Consider the following 18,332-nt stretch of genomic DNA (forward strand, 5'->3'; position numbering starts at 1 on the left):
GCCGCGAGCCGCGCGGACCCCGAACCGGCCACCCCACTACCGCCAGCCACACAGACCCCCGAACCCGCCACCCCACTACCGCCAGCCGCGCAAAACCCCAACCCCGCCACCCCGCTGCCATGCCCCACGCGGACCCCGGAGCCGAAACCGACGCCTCCCACGCCCACGCTCGCCCCGGATGACCGCCCCCGCCTCAGACCCTCAGCCAGACGTTCCGGTCCCGTGCCATCCCGTGCAGTGCCTCCACGTCGGCCGGCTTGAGCACCCCGCCCAGCCGGGCCAGGTCCGCCAGGTCCGGGTCGCGCAGGATCCGCACCCCGCGCGGCTCGGCCGTCACGGTCACCTCGGCCGGGCCCACCAGGGCCAGCACCGGGCGGACCTCGGCGGTCAGCGCGTAGGAGGCGCGGTCGGCGGCGGAGCGCAGCGGGCGCAGCAGCGGCTCGGCGTCGCGGCGGCCCAGGGCGACCATCGGATCCGCGACCCGGACCCGGGCCCGGCGGGCGTACAGGGCGTGGACGGCGAACAGCCCGCCGGGGCCGATCACCAGGTGGTGGATGCGGTCGCCGCCGGGCAGCGGGACGGAGTGCAGGGTGTGCCAGCCGGCGCCCTCCAGCCCGTCCAGGGCCTGCCCCACGGCCTGCTCGGCGGTCAGGGCGCGCCGCCGCGGGTCGGGGCGCAGCCGGTGCGCGGGGCCGGGGTGGCGGTCCAGGGCGACGAGCAGGGCCTCCCCGGGGCGGTTGGGGGCCAGGTCGTCGTCGGGGTGCAGGGTCAGCCGGGCGAGTTCGGCGGGGGTGGGGACCGGGGGCGGGCCCACGGTCACCGGGCCGGTGAGGAAGGGGTGCAGCGCCTCGAGGACGGCGTCCCGCTCGTCCTCGGCGAGGAGGTCGACCCGGCCCGCCTCACGGTCGTACCAGGCCACGCCGGCTCCGTCCGCGCGGCAGACGTAGAGCCGTTCACGACCGTGCCGGAAGGCCGGCACCACGCGCAGTCCGCTCATGCCATCACCCCTCGACCATGGGAACAGGCGGGGTGCTCCCGGGGCAAGACCGGTTACCGTGGTGGGCGGCCCTGTGCGGGGAGTTGGGGAGGCACCGTTGCGGACCCGCGGAAAGCAGCCCGACGTACCGGCTCCGAAGAGCCCGTGGAACGAGATCGTGCCCGGCCTGTGGATGGGCGGCCACGAATTCCGGGACCGGTCCGGGCGACTGGAGCTCGCCGTCGTACGAGACGAGTTCGACGTGGTGCAGTCGCTGCTGCGGCTGCCCGGGTACGGTCCCGACGCGGGCGTGGAGCACCACGTGTGGCCGATACCGGACGGGCCGCTGGACGGCACGCAGCTGGCCGGGGTGATCCGGCTGGCCCGGGCGGCGAACGACGCGCTGGACGCCGGGCGCCGGGTGCTCGTGCGCTGCTTCCACGGGTACAACCGCTCGGGGCTGGTCGTCGCGCACGCGCTGGTCCAGCGGGGCGACACGGCCGACCAGGCGATCCAGCTGATCCGGGCCCGGCGCTCGGCGTGGGCGCTGCACAACGACCTGTTCGTGGAGTACCTGCGGACGGGTCTGGCGACCGTACGGCTGCTGGAGGAGCTGGCCGAGTAGTCCGCCGCGTCCGCCCGCCGGGTCGTCACCCACAGCTCACGAAGCAGTACAAAGCAGACTTCGGTCAGAATGTAGGGATGCCGGCCCGTCGACCCGCCCGTACCGCCCTCGCCCTGGCCGCCGTCGCCCTGCTGTCGGCGACGGCGACGGCCTGCGGGGACACCGGCGCCCTGCGCGGTGCCGGGCCGACCACGACCGCCGTCAGCCCCACCCGGCTGTGGCCCGACCTCCAGCCCGCGTCCAGCCCGGCCTACCCGTACGACGTGGCGACCCGGGAGACCGTCAAGGGCGTCACGGTCCCCGGCGGCGACATCCGGAAGGTCGATCCGGTGGAGGTCGTCGAGGCGGAGCTGACGGCGCACCCCGCCGACTACGGCCCCAAGGGGGCGTACCACGCGACCGTGGACCGGATGAGGCAGTGCCGGCCGGGCGGCGACCGGGAGCGCTGCCCGCTGCTCAAGCCGTACCACCGGGACCTGACCGGGGACGGCCGGGCGGATCTGACGCTGGGCTTCCGGCTGTACCCGACCAACCAGACGGCGGTGCGGGTCTACACCGTCGAGGGGCGGCGGCTGGTGCGGGTGCTGGCCGACAACGACGCGCTCCTCGGGGTGGAGCTGGCCGGGCGGGCGCTGATCGAACGCTCCCCGGCCGACACCTCCGGCTACGAGTACCGCACCACCTGGGTGTGGGACCCGGACCAGCGCGCGATGGTGTTCTCCCGCGACGAGTACCTGCACGTCGGCGACGGCCCGCACGGCCGGCGCACGCCCTCCCCCTCGGCCTCCGCGGGCGCGCGATGAGGCTCACGCTGCCGCACTGGTCCGGCGCGCTCGCGGTCCGGGCCGCCGCGTTCATCACGGTGATGTGCTGCGCGCTGGCCGCGTTGCTCGGCGTGCTGGTGCACGTGTCGGTGACCGACCAGACCGTGGGCCAGGCCCGTGACCTGGCGCTGTCCCGGCTCGCCGACGCCACCGAGGCGTACGAGGCCGGGGACCGGCTGCTGCCGGGCGCCCGGGTGGACCCCGCGGAGCTGCCCCCGTCGCTGCGCGGGCTGGCGGTGTCCGGGCAGCGCGGCACGATGGTGGCGACGTACCGGGGGCGGCCCGCCATGTGGGCGGCCGGTCCGGTGGCCGGTCACCGGGCGCTGGGCGTGGCGGTCGACTACTCGCAGCAGTCGCGCACCATCGCCGGCCTGGACGAGTCGATCGTGTGGTCGTCGGCCCTGGCGATCGGGGCGACCGTGCTGGTCGGGGTGTTCGCGGTGACCCGGGTGACCCGGCGGCTGCACGGCACGGCACGGGTGGCCCGCCGGATCAGCGCCGGCGACCTGGACGCCCGGGTGAACGATCCCCGTACGAAGGATCCGGCCCGGCCGCAGGACGAGGTGGCCGCGGTGGCCGCCGCGCTGGACTCGATGGCCGCCTCCTTGCAGGGCAAGCTGCTGAGCGAGCAGCGGTTCACGGCGGATGTGGCGCACGAGCTGCGCACCCCGCTGACCGGGCTGCACGCGGCGGCCGAACTGCTGCCGCCGGGCCGGCCGACGGAGCTGGTACGGGACCGGGTGGCGGCGCTGCGCACCCTGACGGAGGACCTGCTGGAGATCTCCCGGCTGGACACCGGACGGGAGCGGCTGGAGCTGGGCACGGAGGCGCTGGGCGCGCTGGCCGAACGGGTGGTGCGGGCCTCGGGCACCGACACCGAGGTGCGTGTCCTGCGGGACGTACGGGTGGAGACCGACCGGCGGCGGCTGGAGCGGGTGCTGGGGAACCTGGTGGCCAACGCCCACCGGCACGGGGCGCCTCCGGTGGTGCTGACCGTGGACGGGCCGGTGGTGACCGTACGGGATCACGGGCCCGGGTATCCGGAGTACCTGGTGGCGCACGGACCGCAGCGGTTCCGCACGGAGGGCGGGGCGACCGGGCACGGGCTGGGGCTGACCATCGCGGTGGGGCAGGCGGAGGTGCTGGGCGCTGCGCTGGGCTTCGGCAACGCGGTCGACGGGGGCGCGGTTGCCGTGTTGAGGCTGCCTGGGGGCGAGTAGGGCTCGGGGCCGCGGGTGGTTGTCGGGCTTTCCGTGGTGTGTGGCTGAGCGCGCCGTTCCCCGCGCCCCTTGAGGCGCTTCGCGCCCGGGGCGCCTGCCTGGCCAGACTGTGCCATTTCGGTAAGTTCCGGGCATGACGAAGGCCGGAAGCACCCTGGCCGCGGCCACCGCTCCCGTGCGCGCCGTGCGCCTTCCCCGGCGCCGGGGCGTCGAGCTGTCCCTGCTCGTGCTGGCCGTCCTGCTGTCCGTGTACGGCTACTGCGCGGTGGGGCTGGCCCGGTCCGGGACCGTGCCGCCGGGCGCCGTCGGGTACGGCGCCGGGCTCGCGGTGCTCGCCCTGTTCGCGCACATCGCGGTGCGGATCCGGGCGCCGTACGCCGATCCGCTGCCGCTGCCCATCGGGGTGCTGCTCAACGGGCTGGGCCTGGTCCTGATCTACCGGCTGGACCTGGAGACACCGGGCGACCGGGCGGCCCCGACCCAGCTGGTGTGGTCCACGCTGGGCGTGGGGCTGTTCATCGGGGTCGTGCTGGTGCTGCGCGACCACCGGGTGCTCCAGCGGTACGCGTACGTGTGCGTGGTGGCCGCCCTCGTGCTGCTGGCGTTGCCGATCCTGTTCCCGGCGGTCAACGGGGCCCGGATCTGGATCCGGATCGCCGGGTTCTCCATCCAGCCCGGCGAGTTCGCGAAGGTGCTGCTCGCGGTGTTCTTCGCCGCCTATCTGGCCGCCAACCGCAGCGCGCTGGCGTACACCGGGCGCCGGCTGTGGCGGCTGCAGTTCCCGACCGGGCGGGTGCTGGGACCGATCCTGACGATCTGGCTGGTGAGCGTCGGCGTCCTGGTGCTGGAGCGGGACCTCGGGACCTCGCTGCTGTTCTTCGGGCTGTTCGTGGTGCTGCTGTACGTGGCCACCGGGCGGACCGGCTGGATCGCGGTCGGGCTGCTGCTCGCCGTGCTCGGCGCCGTCGCCGTGGGCCGGCTGGAGCCGCATGTGGGGGGGCGGATCGAGGACTGGCTGCACCCGTTCGCCACCATCGAGGCCGGTCAGGGCCCCAACCAGCTCGCCCAGTCGCTGTTCGCCTTCGCGGCGGGCGGGATCCTGGGCACCGGGCTGGGGCTCGGGCACTCCATCCTGATCGGCTTCGCCACCAAGTCGGACTTCATCCTGGCGACGGCCGGGGAGGAGCTGGGCCTCGCCGGGCTGGCGGCGATCGTGCTGCTGTACGCGCTGCTGGTGGAGCGCGGCTACCGGGCCGGGCTGGCGCTGCGCGAGCCGTTCGGCCGGCTCCTCGCGGTCGGGATGGCCTCGATCGTGGCGCTCCAGGTGTTCGTGATCGCGGGCGGGGTGACCGGGCTGATCCCGCTGACCGGCATGGCGATGCCGTTCCTCGCCCAGGGCGGCTCCTCGGTGGTCACCAACTGGGCGATCGTGGCGCTGCTGGTCCGGGTGAGCGACTCCGCCCGCAGCCAGTACGACGGCCGGGAGGCGCCGTGAGCGAGTACGGCCCGCTGCCCGACGGCGGGCGGCCGATGGCCCGCTACATCCGGTACGCCCGCGCCTTCTGCGCCCTGCTGCTGGCCGCGCTGCTGGCCAACGCGGCCCGGGTGCAGGTGGTCCAGTCCCGGGAGTACGACGGCAACCCGGCCAACCGGCGGGCCACGATCGCCCGTTACCAGCAGCCGCGCGGGAACATCCTGGTCGACGGCCGCCCGGTCACCGGCTCGGTGGACACCGGCGAGCAGCTGCGCTACGAACGCTCCTACCCGGACGGCCCGTTGTACGCCCCGGTCACCGGCTTCGCCTCCCAGAAGTACGGCACCACGTTCCTGGAGCACACCGAGGACGGGGTGCTGTCCGGCACCGATCCACTGCTGCGCCCGCTGCCGCTGTGGAGCGATGTGAGCCGGGCGCGCGGTCGCGGCGGTGACGTGGTGACGACCCTGAACCGGCGGGCGCAGGAGGCCGCGTACCGGGGGCTGGCCGGGCGCAAGGGCGCGGTGGCCGCGGTGGAACCGGCCACGGGGCGGATCCTGGCGCTGGTGACCAGCCCGTCGTACGACCCGTCGGAGCTGTCGGGCAACAGCGAGGCGGTGGTGTCCGCGTGGGCCCGGCTCAACCACGATCCGGAGAAGCCGATGCTCAACCGGGCGGTGCGGCAGACGTATCCGCCGGGGTCGACGTTCAAGGTGGTCACCGCGGCGGCGGCGCTGGACGCGGGCGTGGTGACGGACCTGGACGAGCGGACCGACTCCCCGGACCCCTACCGGCTGCCCGGCACCACCACCCGGCTGACCAACGAGGGCGACGGCTGCGCGGACGCCTCGGTGCGGGACGCCTTCGAGTGGTCGTGCAACACGGTGTTCGCGAAGCTGGGCGTGGACGTGGGGGTGCGGGACATGGTGGCGACGGCGCAGGCGTTCGGGTTCAACGACACCGAGGTGCGCGTCCCCTTCTCCGTGGCGCCCAGCACCTTCGACCCGCACGTGGACCGGGCGCAGCTGGCGCTGTCGTCGATCGGGCAGTACAACACGCGGGCCACGCCCCTGCAGATGGCGATGGTCGCGGCGGCGGTCGCGGACGGCGGGGTGCTGCGTCCGCCGTACCTGGTGGAGCGGACCACCCGGCACGGCGGCGCGCCCCTGTCCGGGAGCGGAGCCCGGCCCGGCCGGCAGGTGATGCGGCCCGCCACCGCGGCGCGGCTGGCGGAGCTGATGGCCGGGGTGGTCGAGGAGGGCACCGGCACCAACGCGGCCATCCCCGGGGTGCTGGTCGGCGGCAAGACCGGGACGGCCCAGCACGGGGTCGGCAACACGGGGGTGCCGTACGCGTGGTTCGTCTCCTGGGCGAAGTCCGAGGACGCGCCCGAGCCGCAGGTGGCGGTCGCGGTGGTGGTGGAGGACGCGGCGGCGGACCGGGGCGAGATCAGCGGCGGCGGCACCGCGGCCCCGATCGCCAAGGAGGTGATGCGGGCGGTGCTCGGCCGCTGAGCGCCGGTCAGCCGGCGGGCCGCAGCAGCTCGGAGCGGACCCGCAGGGCGGTGCGCGCGGCCTCCTCCAGGTCCACGTCGCCGGGGTCGTGCACGGACAGGTCGACCTTGCCGACGGCGGCCGCCGTGTTGCCGTCCGCCCAGGCGCAGACGCCGTAGGTCAGGGTGGTGGAGCCGCTCTCCTGGGTGAGCACCTGGCAGCTGACGGGGGTGGCGGCGCCGGCCGGGGTGACGTCCGTCGCGGGCCGCTCCATGGTCACGCCGTCGGCCTCGGCGGCACCCTTGAGCAGGCCCCGGCGGATCGCGGGGGTGTTCTTGAACCTGCCGTACATGCCGGAGACCAGCAGCATGGAGCGGGAGGCGTCGCCGGGCGGGCTGTAGCGGCCGACGGTGGCGTGGACGTCCCTGACGTCCCAGGCGCCGTCGGCCTCGTCCTCGACCTTCTTGCCCTCGGTGCCGGAGAGGTCCTCGGCGAGGGTGTACTCGCCGTCGAGCAGGCTGTGCGGCAGGACCAGCTTGTGCTCCGCCGCCGGGAAGCCGCTGCCGGCCAGCATGCCGAGCACCACGAGACCGGCGACGACGACCGTGACGACTCCGCCCACGATGCCGAGCACCAGCCCGACCCGGCGCTTCCTGGGCGGCGGCGCCATGGGCGGCACGCCCCAGCCGGGGTAGGGCTGCTGCGGCGGGTAGGGCTGCCCGCCCGGGTACGGCTGCGGCGGGTACGGCTGCTGCTGCGGGTAGGGCGCCTGCTGGGGGTACGGCGAGCCGTACGGGCCGGGGGCGGCCTGCGGGGGCTGCTGCCCGTAGGGACCCGGGTACGGCGACTGCTGCGGCGGAGGCATGGACACGCCAGCACGCTACTGCACCGCACCGACACCCCCGCCACCGCCGGTCGCGCGGCCCGTCAGTCCTCCGTCGCGCCCGACTCGATCGTCGCCTCCACCTCCGCCACCCGCTCCCGCTCCTCCATGGCGAAGCGTTCGGCGTCCAAGCGGTCGGCCAGTTCCTCGTCCTGGGCCATGAGCTGGTCCAGGCTGGAGTCGCCGAGTTCGAAGACGCCCATGTCGGCGTAGGCCCGCTGGAGGCGTTCGCCCCACAGGCCGATGTCCCTGACGCACGGGACGATGCGGCTGAACAGCAGCTTGCGGAACAGCCGGAGGAACTCGGACTGTTCGCTGATCTGCTCCGCCTCGGCCCTCGGGATGCCGAAGTTCTCCAGCACCTCCACCCCGCGCAGCCGGTCGCGCATCAGGTGGCAGCCTTCGATGACGAACTCCTCGCGCTCGCGCAGTTCGGCGTCGGTGAGCTGCCGGTAGTAGTCGCGCAGCGCCATCCGGCCGAAGGCCACGTGCCGGGCCTCGTCCTGCATGACGTAGGTCAGGATCTGTTTCGGCAGCGGCTTGTCGGTGGTGTCCCGGATCATGCCGAACGCGGCCAGCGCCAGGCCCTCGATCAGTACCTGCATGCCGAGGTAGGGCATGTCCCAGCGGCTGTCGCGCAGGGTGTCGCCGAGCAGCGCCTGGAGGTCGTCGTCGACCGGGTACAGCAGGCCCATCTTCTCGTGCAGGAACCGGCCGTATATCTCGGCGTGCCGGGCCTCGTCCATGGTCTGGGTCGCGGAGTAGAACTTGGCGTCCAGGTCGGGCGCCGACTCCACGATCCGCGCCGCGCAGATCATCGCGCCCTGCTCGCCGTGCAGGAACTGGCTGAACTGCCAGGAGGCGTAGTGCCGGCGCAGTTCGCCCTTGTCCCGGTCGGAGAGCCTGTCCCAATGGCGGGTGCCGTACAGGGACATGGCCTCCTCGGGCGTGCCGAGGGCGTCGTACGGGTCCACCTCCAGGTCCCAGTCGATGCGGGTGCGCCCGTCCCACTGCTTGTCCTTGCCCTTCTGGTACAGGGCGAGCAGACGGTCGCGGCCGTCGTCGTACTCCCAGGTGAACCGGGCCGCGCCGGTGGCGGGCACCCGCCAGTGGGAGTCCCCGGGGTCGTTGGCGTACAGGTCGTAGGTCCCCATACTCCCCAGGCTCACGCGCGGTCGCCGGGTCAACAAGTCCTGCGCAAGGGATTGACGGCCTTACTGACAAGGAGTCTTATAAGAGCAGAAACGACTACCCCCGGGTAACGAGGTGAGGGAGCCATGACGACCCTGACGGAAGCGGACGCGCTGGAGGGGCTGCGCGACGCGCTGGGCCTGCTCAAGGACCGGGAACAAGTGGCCGAACGACTGCTCGCCTCTTCCGCCAAACACTCCTTCGACCCGGACAAGGAGCTGGACTGGGACGCGCCCTTCGAGGAGGGCAAGTGGTTCTGGCCGCCGGAGCTGGTCTCGCTCTACGACACCCCGATGTGGCGGCGGATGAGCGAGGAGCAGCGCATCCTGCTCTCCCGGCACGAGGCCGCGGCGCTGGCCTCGCTCGGCATCTGGTTCGAGCTCATCCTGATGCAGCTGCTGGTCCGGCACGTCTACGACAAGGCGGCGACGAGCGCGCACGTGCGCTACGCCCTCACCGAGATCGAGGACGAGTGCCGGCACTCCAAGATGTTCGCGCGCCTGATCACGCACGGCGGTACGCCCTGGTACCCGGTGAGCCGGGCCCACCAGAACCTCGGCCGCCTGTTCAAGACCATCTCCACGACGCCCGGTTCGTTCACCGCCACGCTGCTCGGCGAGGAGGTCCTGGACTGGATGCAGCGGCTGACCTTCCCGGACGAGCGGGTGCAGCCGCTGATCCGGGGCGTCACGCGGATCCACGTGGTGGAGGAGGCCCGGCACGTCCGCTACGCCCGTGAGGAGTTGCGGCGCCAGATGGTGACCGCCCCGAAGTGGTCCCAGGAGTTCACCCGGGTCACCTCCGGCGAGTTCGCCCGGGTGTTCTCGGTCGCCTTCGTCAACCCGGAGGTGTACACGAACGTGGGGCTGGACAAGCGGGAGGCGATGGCCCAGGTGAAGGCCAGCGGGCACCGGCGGGAAGTCATGCAGACGGGTGCGAAGCGCCTGACCGATTTCCTGGACGACATCGGTGTCCTGCGGGGCGTGGGGCGGCGGCTGTGGAGGGCGTCGGGTCTCCTGGCGTAGCCCCGCGGGCCCTCCCGGGGGGCGCGGACGCGGCGCGTGTGCGCCCCGGCCGCCCGCGAGCGCCGCATGGCGGCCCCACGTCGGCGGTTAGGCTGACCGGCATGACCCAGTCGGCCACCCCCGCATACCGCCGCCTGAGCGTCGAGGAGCGACGGACCCAGCTCCTCGCCGCCGCGCTCTCCCTCTTCGCGCACCACGCGCCCGAGGACGTGTCCCTCGATGACGTGGCGGAGGCGGCCGGAGTCTCGCGTCCCCTGGTGTACCGCTACTTCCCGGGCGGCAAGCAGCAGCTCTACGAGGCCGCGCTCGGGTCGGCCGCCGAGCAGCTGAACCAGTGCTTCGACGAGCCCGACGAGACGTCCCCGCTGTCCCGCCTGTCCCGCGTCCTGGACCGCTACCTGGAATTCGTCGACCAGCACGACACCGGTTTCGCCGCGCTGCTCCAGGGCGGCAGCGTGGTGGAGACCAAGCGCACCACCTCCATCGTGGACGGGGTGCGCCGGTCCGCCGCCGAGCACATCTACCAGCACATGGAGGTCAGCGAGCCGGGCGCGCCGCTGCGCATGACCGTGCGGATGTGGATCGCGGCCGTGGAGGCGGCCTCCCTGATCTGGCTGGACAACGACAAGCAGCCACCGCCCGCGGAACTGCGCGACTGGCTGGTGGAGCAGTTCGTGGCCGTCCTCAAGGTCACCGCGGGCCGCGACCCGCAGACGGCGGCGCTCGTCGCCACGCTCGCCGCGGACGCCCCGGTACCGAGCGCGTGAAGAGCCAGGACACCCCCTTCGAGGGCGGCCCCATGGACGGCAGGGTGCTGCCCGTCCTGCTCGGCCCCACCGGGCACCCCCCGAAGACGTACCGCATCCCCGTCCCGGACCCGGACGGCGGCCCGCCCACGGTGCTGGTCTACCGGCGCGAGCCACGCGGACACAGCCGGCGGCTCGGGCTGGTCCAGGGCTGGAAGTACCGGTACGACCCGGACGACACCACCGGCGGACGGCTCAGGTGGCCCTGGTCGAAGCCGGCCGCCCCGGCCACTCCCCCGCCCGATGCCCCGCGATCCGGCAAGCCGGGTGACACGAACGAGTGAAAGCGGTGGGCCGAACCGCGCAGCCTTCCCGCATATTGTGTGCCGACACGTCTGATTATCACCGTGCGACGGACGGCGGAGAGCCCGCCCTCCTCGCCCCGGAGGTGATGACGTGTCAGCAGTGCTCCGGCGTCTGGCCGGTACGGCCGCGGTCGCGGCCCAGGCCGTCCTCGCGCCCGTACCCGCCGCGGCCGTGCCGGATCCGCGGCCGTCCGTGTCCGCACAGCAACAACAGCCGTCTGTCGCCCAGCTGCTGACGGACCTTCAGCGGCTGTACCGGCAGACCGAGCGGGCCACCGAGACCTACAACGCCACCACGGAGAAGCTGACGCGGCAGCGCGCCGAGGTGGCCCGGCTGGACGGCGAACTCGCCCGCGCCCGGCTCGCCCTGCGGGCCCAGCGGCTGGACGCCGGCCGGCTGGCCCGGCAGCAGTACCAGAGCGGCGGCGGCCTCGGCCCCTACGTCCGCCTCCTGCTCGCCCCCGATCCGCAGGCCGCGCTGGACGAGGGCCATGTCATCGGCGAGCTGGCGCGCGAGCGGGCCCGCGCGGTGACCCGGCTGGCCGCCGCGGAGCGCCGCCAGGACGCCCTGGCGCGCGCGGCCCGCAAGGCCCTGGACACCCAGCTCGGCCTGGCCGCCCGGCAGAAGCGGCAGCGCGACGACGTGCGGACGAAGCTGGCCGGCGTGGAGCGCATGCTGGCCACCCTCACCCCCGACCAGCTCGCGGCCGTGGCCCGGCTGGAGGAACAGGGTGTCGCGAAGGCCCAGCGCGAACTCACCACCGCGGGCGCCCTGCCCGCCGGCCGCCCGGCGACGCCGCCCGCCGCCGGCCCCGCCGCGCCCGCCGAGCGCGCGGTCCGCTACGCCCTGGACCAGGTCGGCAAGCCCTACGTGTGGGGCGCGGCGGGCCCGGACGCCTACGACTGCTCGGGGCTGACCTCGCGGGCCTGGGCCCAGGCGGGCGTCCCGGTCCCGCGCACCAGCCAGGAGCAGTGGGACCGGCTCGGCAAGGTGCCGCTGCGCCGGCTGCGCCCCGGGGACCTGGTGGTGTACTTCCCCGAGGCGACGCACGTGGCGATGTACGTGGGGGACGGAAAGGTCGTCCAGGCGCCGCGACCGGGCGGGCGGGTCACGGTCTCACCGATCGCCGCCCACCCGATCCTGGGCGCCGTACGTCCCGCTCCCGGACGACCCGGCCGGACCTAGCAGAACCGCCTGGTCGCCGCGTCCACGCCGGCGTTGAACCCCCGCTCGAAGTTCTCGTCCACGCGCGCGAACCCCCGCTGCGGCTCCCTGCTGTCGCAGTTCTCCCGCACGGCCGCGAATCCCTGCCGGAAGCCCTCGTTGAACTGCTCCTTGGCGTTCTTCTGCTCCCCCTCCGCGGCCGTGCCGCACCCGACCACGGGGCCGCCGATCTGCTGGGCGCTGACGGTGCCGCTCGCGTCGGTCACCGTCAGGGTGAAGCGACCGGTGGCGTCCGCCCTCACGCTGCCCTCGGACCCGTTGGCGGATTCCACGGCCACGGACTTGCCCGGCCTGAAGTCCCTGCCGCTGACCAGCAGGTTGTTGGGATTGTCGGTGCCTGTGACGCTACAGGTGGGCGATGCCGCCGTCGCTGTGGGGGCGGAGAAGGTCACCGCCCCCAACGCGAGCGACGACACGGCCAGGGGCGCCAGAACCGCGAGGCGTACACGTCGACCGTTCATGGAAACTCCTCCATGGCTTGTCCCCCCTGCACACCTGAACCAGCGTCCCCCCGCCGCCATCAGGTGTCAAAAGGGGACAAAACCATCAGGCTCCGGTGAACGATCCCAGGTAGGCGGCCGCCTTGTCGGGGTCGAAGAAGAAGTCCTCGAAGTCGGCCGGGTCGTTGAAACCATTGGCGAAACGGTCCGCCACGGGCTGGAGCGACCCGGCCGCGCCGATGAGGTTCAGCACGTGCTCCGGCGGCGGCGCCAGCATGGCGTTGGTCCACTTGGTGACGTGCTGCGCGGTGGCCCAGTAGCGGTCGAAGGTGGCCCGCATCCACTCCTCGTCGAAGGGCTGGTCGCCGCGCTCGAGGATCGAGGCCAGATACGCCGCCGCGCACTTGGACGCCGAGTTGGAACCCTGCCCGGTGATCGGGTCGTTCGCCACGACCACGTCGGCCACGCCCAGGACCAGACCGCCCGAGGGCAGCCGGCCGACGGGGTTGCGCACGGTCGGGGCGTAGCGCCCGGCCAGCGTGCCGCCCGCGTCGGTCAGTTCCACCTTGGTGGCCCGGGCGTACTCCCAGGGCGTGAACCTCTCCATGAGTTCCAGGGTCAGGGAGAGGTGCTCCGCCGGGTCCTTGACGCCTCGGAAGACGTCGAGCGGGCCGCCGGGTATGCCCTCCCAGAACAGGATGTCGGCGCGGCCGGAGACGGTCAGCGTCGGCATGACGAACAGCTCGCCGACCCCGGGGACCAGGTTGCAGCGGACCGCGTCGAACTCCGGGTGCTCCGGGCGCGGGCCGAGCCCGTGCACGTAGGCCACCGCCAGCGCCCGCTGCGGCTCGGCGTACGGGGAGCGCTCGGGGTCGCGGGCGAACATCGACACCAGCTCGCCCTTGCCGGCCGCGACCAGCACGAGGTCGTAGGTGCGGGAGAAGTAGTCCAGGTCGCCGACGGCCGCGCCGTGGATGACCAGCTGGCCGCCGCGCTGCGCGAAGGTCTCCATCCAGCCGGCCATCTTCACGCGCTGGTCGACCGACTGCGCGTACCCGTCCAGCTTGCCCACCCAGTCGACGGCCCGCTGGGTGGGGCCCGGGTCGTGCGAGCCGGGCGCGGCGACCGAGACGCCGAGTCCCTGGATCTTCGGGGCCTGGGACTCCCAGAAGTTCAACTGCAGGTCGCGCTCGTGCTGGAGTGCCGTGTGGAACATGCACTGCGTCGACATGACCCGGCCGGAGCGGATCTCGTCCGCGGTCCGGTTCGACATCAGGGTGACCTCGTAGCCGTGCGACTGCAGGCCGAGGGCGAGCTGGAGGCCGGACTGGCCGGCTCCGACGACGAGTATCTTCCGCATGCGGGTGGGGACTCCTATCAGGACTACTCGGGGGTTTCGTCCAGCGCGTGGCCGACGAGGGCCAGCAGGGTCTCGATGACCGAGAACCGCCGTCGCGCGTCCATGATCATGACAGGGATGTGCGCGGGTATGGTCAGCGCCTCCCGCACGTCCTCCGGCTCGAACCGTTCGCTGCCGTCGAAGTGGTTGACGGCGACGACGTAGGGCAGTCCGCAGCTCTCGAAGTAGTCCAGCGCGGGGAAGCAGTCCTTCAGACGCCGGGTGTCGGCCATGACGACGGCGCCGATCGCGCCGCGCACCAGGTCGTCCCACATGAACCAGAACCGCTGCTGACCCGGCGTGCCGAACAGGTAGAGCACCAGGTCGTCGTCGAGCGTGATGCGGCCGAAGTCCATGGCCACGGTGGTGGTGAGCTTGCCCGGGGTGGCGGACAGGTCGTCGGTGTCCTCGCTGGCCTCGGTCATCAGCGCCTCGGTCTGCAGGGGCGTGATCTCCGAGACGGAGGTGACCAGGGTGGTCTTGCCGACGCCGAAGCCGCCCGCCACCACGATCTTCGTCGCGATGGGGGCCCGCGTCCGGTCGGTCTGCCAGGACTTCAGGTCCTCGTCCGGCTCGCCGTGGGAGGCGAGAAGGGGAGCGCCCCCGAAGGCGGCGGTGGCGTCAGAGACGGCGGAGTCCACTCAGCACCCTTTCCAGCAGCGCGCGGTCCGGCCGGCCGGTGCCGTGACCGGTTCCGGTGCCGTACACACGGATCTTTCCCTGGTCCGCGAGGTCGCTCAGGAGGACGCGGACCACACCGAGCGGCATCTTCAGCAGCGCGGCGATCTCGGCCACCGTGCGCATACGGCGGCACAACTCGACGATGGCCAGCATCTCCGGCATGCCCCGGCCTGCCTGCGAGCCGTTCGTCAGTTCCTTGCGCTCCTCGGGGGCCTCCAGCGCGGCCACGAACGTCTCCACGAGGAGGACGTGACCGAAGCGGGTACGGCCGCCGGTGAGCGAGTAGGGGCGGACGCGGGCGGGTTTGCGGTCGCCGCCGCGTACCGGGAGGCGCTGCTTGCCGGGCTTGTTCGCGGGGCCGCTCACCGGGTGCTCCCCGTCGACTCGGCCTCCATGGATTTGCGCAGCTCGCTGCGGAGTTCGGGCGTCAGGACGTGCCCGGCGCGGCCCACGAACAGCGCCATGTGGTACGCCACCACGCTCATGTCGCACTCGGCGGAGCCGTGCACGCCGAGCAGCGAGCCGTCGCTGATCGACATCACGAACAGGCTGCCCTCGTCCATCGCGATCATGGTGTGCTTGACCCCGCCGTACTCCAGCAGCCGGGCGGCGCCCACGGTGAGGCTGCCGATGCCGGAGACGATGGTGGCGAGATCGGCGGAGGAGCCGCGCGGGCCCTTCGCCGGGCGGGCCGCACGGGACTGCTCCGTGTGGGCCGGGTCGGACGACAGCAGCAGCAGTCCGTCCGAGGAGACCACGGCGACGGACTGGATGCCGGGTACTTCCTCGACCAGGTTGGTCAGCAGCCAGTGCAGGTTGCGGGCTTCACTGCTCAGTCCGTAGGTAGTGGGCGCGGTCAACTGCTTGCCTCCTCGGCTGTGCCCCCCGTGGCTTCTTCGGCGTGTGCGTAGCCGGCCGGCCGTCGGTGGCCGGCCGTCTTCTCGGCGATCTCCGTCTCTACGTCGCGGTAGCCGGCCTCGGCGCCGCTGCGGAAGCCGCCGAGCCTGCGGCGCAGGGCTTCGGCGTCGATGCGGGTGTTGCGTTGGCGGGGCGGGGCGGCGGGGGCGGTGATCTTGGGTGTGCGCTTGGGGAGACCCTTGCTGGTGAGCTGCTCCGGCGCGTCCGCCTCTGGCGCCTCGGCCGGTGCGTTCGCCTCGGCTTCGCCGTCGGCGTCCGGGTTCCCACCCGCAGCACCCGTGCGGGTTTCGTCGTCGCGTGCGGGTGGCCCCTGCGGGGCGTGCTCGCCGTCGGCGGCCGCCGGGGCCGTGGGCCGGGTCCGCGGGTGCTCGGAGTGTGCCGTGGGCTGCTCCGGCGCCCCCGGTTCCTCCGCCGGTTCCTCCTGCGGTGTCGGCAGGAGGAGTTCCATCGTCGTCTCGGCGGGGGTCTCCGTCGGCTTGGGGCGGGTCTCCGTGGGGTCGGTGGGCGGGGTGGCCTGCTCGTGGGTGTCCCGTACGGCCTGTTCGGCCAGGGCCACCAGCGGGTCCTTGGTGCGGGCCCGCAGGACGTTGGAGTTGGCCTCCGCGTCGGCGCCCGGCAGGGTGTACGTACCCGTGGTGCTGCCGGACTCGGTCTTCGGCGGCAGGGCGGCCGGCGGGGCCTCGGCGAGGATCTGCGCCGGCAGGACCACGACCGCCGCGGTGCCGCCCTGCTTCTGGTCGCGCAGCTGGACCCGGACACCGTGGCGGTGGGCGAGGCGCGCGACCACGTAGAGGCCGAGGCCGAGGCCGTCGGCGTCGTTCTGGTCGTAGAGGGACTGCGGGTCGAAGTCGGCGAGGCGGGCGTTGAGGCGGGTCAGGCGCTCCTCGGCCACGCCGATGCCCTCGTCCTGGACGGAGAGCATGACCTCGCCCGACTCCAGGAGCCAGCCGGAGACCTCCACCGGCAGCTCCGGCGGGGAGAACGACGTGGCGTTCTCCATCAGCTCGGCCAGCAGGTGGGAGAGGTCGTCGGCGGCGAACCCGGCCACGTGCGCGTGCGGCGGCAGGGAGGCGATGCGGACGCGTTCGTAGCGCTCGATCTCGCTGACCGCCGCCCGGACCACGTCGACCAGCGGCACCGGGCCGGGGTGCTGCTGGACGTGCTCGGTGCCGGCGAGGACCAGCAGGTTCTCGCTGTGCCGGCGCATGACCGTGGCGAAGTGGTCCAGCTTGAAGAGGGTCGCGAGCCGGTCGGGGTCCTGCTCGCGGTCCTCCAGGCCCTCGATGACCGCCAGCTGCCGTTCGACCAGGCCCAGGGTGCGCAGCGCCAGGTTGACGAACGTGGAGCCGATGCTGGTGCGCAGCCGCTCCAGCTGGGCGGCGGAGTCGGCGAGTTCGGCGCGCAGTTCCTCGCGGGCGTCGGCCATCTTCTGGCGCTGGCCCACCAGATGCTTGCGGTCGGTCTCCAGGGTGCCCACCCGCTCGTGCAGGGCGACGGCGTGCGCGTGCAGGGCGTTGACCGAGCGGACGACCTGGGCGAACTCGTCGTTGCGGCCGGTGAAGGCGATCGGCTCCTGGGCCGCCGGGTCCTCGGCCCCGGCCAGGCGGGCCGAGCCTCGGCGCAGCACCGACAGCGGGCGGGTCAGGCTGCGCGCCATGGCGGTGGCGACGCCGACCGCGACCAGCAGCAGGACGCCGAGGACGGCGACGCGGATCTCCAGGGCGGTGACGTCGTCGTCCCGGAGTTTCTCCAGGTCCTTGGTGCGGTGGTCGTAGAGCGCGGACTCGGCGCCGCGCATCAGGTCCACGCGGGCGGACAGGGCCGCGTCCAGCTTCTTGGCGGACGTGGTCAGCTCGCTGTCGGCCAGCGTCGGCTGGTCGGTGAGCGCGGTGAGGAACTTCTCGGCCGAGTTGACCTCGGGGCCGGTGACCGTGGAGTCGTAGGAGTCGACGGCCGCCTCGGGGGCGGTGGCGCGGAAGTCGGCGAGGGCCGCGTCGGCGCGCAGCCGGGCCTGCTGGGCGGCGGTGGTGAGCGCGTCGCGCTGCCGGCGGTCGGTGTCGTCGCCGCCGGCGGAGGTGGTGGGCAGACCGGTGACGGGGTCGATGACCGTCCGGGTGGAGGACGGGACGTTCAGCGCGGCCAGCAGCAGGCCGCGGGCGGCGGCGGACTGCTGGACGGCGGAGTCCAGTTCGGCGAGGGCGTGGGCGCCGGAGCCGGCCCGCGGGGGCAGCTGCTCGGCCAGTTGCTCGGCGAGCCGGTGCAGTTCGGTGATGGCCGCCGAGTACGCCTGGTGGGTCCGCAGGGCGTCGGTCTTGCCGGTGAGGGCGGCCCGGCGGAGCTTGTCGATGCCGTCGAGGGCGGTGCGCACGCGGGCCGGGGTGTCGGGGTCCGCGCGCAGCTCCGCGGCCTGCCGGTCCACCCGGGCGCTGCGGTCCTCGGAGGGTGCCTTGGAGCGGGGGCGGCCGGCCGCGACGTAAGGGGTGACCTCGTCGCGTTCGTCGGCCAGGGAGTGGGCGAGGGTCAGCGCGTCCTGGGTGCGGGCGGCGAGCGTCACCAGTTCCTGGGAGTCGCCGACGTCCTGGGAGGCGGTGAGCAGCGCGGGCACGCCGGCCCCGGCCACGGCGGCGGCCACCACCGCGACGGCGACGATCAGCCGGGTGCGCACATGAGTGGGGCGGCCGGTGCCCACGGAGGTCTGCGGGACGGTCCCCGCGGGGGCCGGCTGACTGCCTGTGCGCCGAGGCCGCTTCTTCTGCACCGGTGCTCGCATTCTCGAACTCGTCTACCCAGGGGCCCGGGTGGTGCCCCGTCACTTCGGGGCCAAGTGGTGCGTACACCCGGTTCGTA

18 protein-coding genes are annotated in these 18,332 nt (G+C 73.5%); 9 read left to right on the plus strand and 9 right to left on the minus strand.

The genetic code is table 11. The annotated features are described in order from the left end of the window. Positions 1-193 precede the first annotated feature (193 nt). A complete protein-coding gene (locus IE251_RS31435; RefSeq protein WP_189756355.1) occupies positions 194-997 on the minus strand; it encodes a nuclease-related domain-containing protein in 804 nt (267 codons plus the stop codon). A 97-nt stretch (positions 998-1,094) separates the two neighbouring features. Between IE251_RS31435 and IE251_RS31440 the strand changes: the two genes are divergently transcribed. From IE251_RS31440 to IE251_RS31460, 5 genes are all read left to right on the plus strand, one after another. Beyond that, entirely contained in the window at positions 1,095-1,601 is a 507-nt protein-coding gene (locus IE251_RS31440) for a protein-tyrosine phosphatase family protein (protein ID WP_189756356.1), read from the plus strand. A gap of 77 nt (positions 1,602-1,678) precedes the next feature. After that, the gene (locus IE251_RS31445) at positions 1,679-2,404 is read left to right on the plus strand and encodes a hypothetical protein (protein ID WP_189756357.1); all 726 of its coding nucleotides are present in this window, start codon (positions 1,679-1,681) and stop codon (positions 2,402-2,404) included. Next, positions 2,401-3,645 carry an ATP-binding protein gene (locus IE251_RS31450; RefSeq protein ID WP_189756358.1) on the plus strand — a complete coding sequence of 415 codons (1,245 nt, stop codon included), beginning with the start codon at positions 2,401-2,403 and terminating at the stop codon, positions 3,643-3,645. The genes IE251_RS31445 and IE251_RS31450 overlap by 4 nt, the downstream gene beginning before the upstream one ends. A 133-nt stretch (positions 3,646-3,778) precedes the next feature. Continuing rightward, positions 3,779-5,140, plus strand: a complete 1,362-nt coding sequence (locus IE251_RS31455; protein ID WP_189756359.1) for an FtsW/RodA/SpoVE family cell cycle protein — start codon at positions 3,779-3,781, stop codon at positions 5,138-5,140. A 35-nt stretch (positions 5,141-5,175) separates the two neighbouring features. Further along, on the plus strand, positions 5,176-6,633 hold the full coding sequence (locus tag IE251_RS31460) for a penicillin-binding transpeptidase domain-containing protein (protein WP_189756406.1): 1,458 nt from the start codon (positions 5,176-5,178) through the stop codon (positions 6,631-6,633). Positions 6,634-6,640: 7 nt separating this feature from the next. Here IE251_RS31460 and IE251_RS31465 read toward each other — a convergent pair whose 3' ends face one another. Further along, positions 6,641-7,477 carry a hypothetical protein gene (locus IE251_RS31465; protein WP_189756407.1) on the minus strand — a complete coding sequence of 279 codons (837 nt, stop codon included), beginning with the start codon at positions 7,475-7,477 and terminating at the stop codon, positions 6,641-6,643. Positions 7,478-7,539: 62 nt separating this feature from the next. Further along, positions 7,540-8,649 (minus strand): ferritin-like domain-containing protein, encoded by a 1,110-nt coding sequence (locus IE251_RS31470; RefSeq protein ID WP_189756360.1) that lies wholly within the window; start codon positions 8,647-8,649, stop codon positions 7,540-7,542. Positions 8,650-8,772: 123 nt separating this feature from the next. Between IE251_RS31470 and IE251_RS31475 the strand changes: the two genes are divergently transcribed. The 4 genes from IE251_RS31475 to IE251_RS31490 all read left to right on the plus strand — a co-directional run bounded on the left by IE251_RS31475 (position 8,773) and on the right by IE251_RS31490 (position 12,008). After that, the gene (locus IE251_RS31475) at positions 8,773-9,711 is read left to right on the plus strand and encodes an AurF N-oxygenase family protein (protein WP_030789944.1); all 939 of its coding nucleotides are present in this window, start codon (positions 8,773-8,775) and stop codon (positions 9,709-9,711) included. Between the two features lie 101 nt (positions 9,712-9,812). Next, on the plus strand, positions 9,813-10,478 hold the full coding sequence (locus tag IE251_RS31480; RefSeq protein WP_189756361.1) for a TetR/AcrR family transcriptional regulator: 666 nt from the start codon (positions 9,813-9,815) through the stop codon (positions 10,476-10,478). Continuing rightward, entirely contained in the window at positions 10,475-10,801 is a 327-nt protein-coding gene (locus IE251_RS31485; protein WP_189756362.1) for a DUF8847 domain-containing protein, read from the plus strand. The genes IE251_RS31480 and IE251_RS31485 overlap by 4 nt, the downstream gene beginning before the upstream one ends. A gap of 112 nt (positions 10,802-10,913) precedes the next feature. Then, positions 10,914-12,008 carry a C40 family peptidase gene (locus IE251_RS31490; protein ID WP_189756363.1) on the plus strand — a complete coding sequence of 365 codons (1,095 nt, stop codon included), beginning with the start codon at positions 10,914-10,916 and terminating at the stop codon, positions 12,006-12,008. Here IE251_RS31490 and IE251_RS31495 read toward each other — a convergent pair. The 6 genes from IE251_RS31495 to IE251_RS31520 all read right to left on the minus strand — a co-directional run bounded on the left by IE251_RS31495 (position 12,005) and on the right by IE251_RS31520 (position 18,255). Continuing rightward, positions 12,005-12,508 carry a hypothetical protein gene (locus IE251_RS31495; protein WP_189756364.1) on the minus strand — a complete coding sequence of 168 codons (504 nt, stop codon included), beginning with the start codon at positions 12,506-12,508 and terminating at the stop codon, positions 12,005-12,007. The two genes, IE251_RS31490 and IE251_RS31495, sit on opposite strands and share 4 nt — an antisense overlap. A gap of 85 nt (positions 12,509-12,593) precedes the next feature. Then, complete coding sequence (locus tag IE251_RS31500; RefSeq protein ID WP_189756365.1) at positions 12,594-13,847, minus strand: styrene monooxygenase/indole monooxygenase family protein; 1,254 nt, start codon at positions 13,845-13,847, stop codon at positions 12,594-12,596. Between the two features lie 23 nt (positions 13,848-13,870). Beyond that, a complete protein-coding gene (locus tag IE251_RS31505) occupies positions 13,871-14,527 on the minus strand; it encodes a GTP-binding protein (RefSeq protein WP_030789926.1) in 657 nt (218 codons plus the stop codon). Beyond that, positions 14,508-14,933: a DUF742 domain-containing protein gene (locus IE251_RS31510; protein WP_030789923.1), complete on the minus strand. Its 426-nt coding sequence runs from the start codon at positions 14,931-14,933 to the stop codon at positions 14,508-14,510. The genes IE251_RS31505 and IE251_RS31510 overlap by 20 nt, the downstream gene beginning before the upstream one ends. Next, complete coding sequence (locus IE251_RS31515; RefSeq protein WP_189756366.1) at positions 14,930-15,427, minus strand: roadblock/LC7 domain-containing protein; 498 nt, start codon at positions 15,425-15,427, stop codon at positions 14,930-14,932. Before IE251_RS31515 ends, IE251_RS31510 begins: the two co-directional genes overlap by 4 nt. Further along, positions 15,424-18,255 carry a sensor histidine kinase gene (locus IE251_RS31520; RefSeq protein WP_189756367.1) on the minus strand — a complete coding sequence of 944 codons (2,832 nt, stop codon included), beginning with the start codon at positions 18,253-18,255 and terminating at the stop codon, positions 15,424-15,426. Before IE251_RS31520 ends, IE251_RS31515 begins: the two co-directional genes overlap by 4 nt. Positions 18,256-18,332 lie beyond the last annotated feature (77 nt).

The sequence above is a fragment of the Streptomyces eurythermus genome, assembly GCF_014649115.1.
Lineage (GTDB): Bacteria > Actinomycetota > Actinomycetes > Streptomycetales > Streptomycetaceae > Streptomyces > Streptomyces eurythermus.

Bases quoted from the DNA above. Each gene is read 5' to 3' on its own strand.
- IE251_RS31435 (WP_189756355.1), bottom strand. From the start codon at position 997: ATGAGCGGACTGCGCGTGGTGCCGGCCTTCCGGCACGGTCGTGAACGG.
- IE251_RS31445 (WP_189756357.1), top strand. From the start codon at position 1,679: ATGCCGGCCCGTCGACCCGCCCGTACCGCCCTCGCCCTGGCCGCCGTC.
- IE251_RS31450 (WP_189756358.1), top strand. From the start codon at position 2,401: ATGAGGCTCACGCTGCCGCACTGGTCCGGCGCGCTCGCGGTCCGGGCC.
- IE251_RS31455 (WP_189756359.1), top strand. From the start codon at position 3,779: ATGACGAAGGCCGGAAGCACCCTGGCCGCGGCCACCGCTCCCGTGCGC.
- IE251_RS31460 (WP_189756406.1), top strand. From the start codon at position 5,176: ATGGCCCGCTACATCCGGTACGCCCGCGCCTTCTGCGCCCTGCTGCTG.
- IE251_RS31465 (WP_189756407.1), bottom strand. From the start codon at position 7,477: ATGCCTCCGCCGCAGCAGTCGCCGTACCCGGGTCCCTACGGGCAGCAG.
- IE251_RS31470 (WP_189756360.1), bottom strand. From the start codon at position 8,649: ATGGGGACCTACGACCTGTACGCCAACGACCCCGGGGACTCCCACTGG.
- IE251_RS31475 (WP_030789944.1), top strand. From the start codon at position 8,773: ATGACGACCCTGACGGAAGCGGACGCGCTGGAGGGGCTGCGCGACGCG.
- IE251_RS31480 (WP_189756361.1), top strand. From the start codon at position 9,813: ATGACCCAGTCGGCCACCCCCGCATACCGCCGCCTGAGCGTCGAGGAG.
- IE251_RS31495 (WP_189756364.1), bottom strand. From the start codon at position 12,508: ATGAACGGTCGACGTGTACGCCTCGCGGTTCTGGCGCCCCTGGCCGTG.
- IE251_RS31500 (WP_189756365.1), bottom strand. From the start codon at position 13,847: ATGCGGAAGATACTCGTCGTCGGAGCCGGCCAGTCCGGCCTCCAGCTC.
- IE251_RS31520 (WP_189756367.1), bottom strand. From the start codon at position 18,255: ATGCGAGCACCGGTGCAGAAGAAGCGGCCTCGGCGCACAGGCAGTCAG.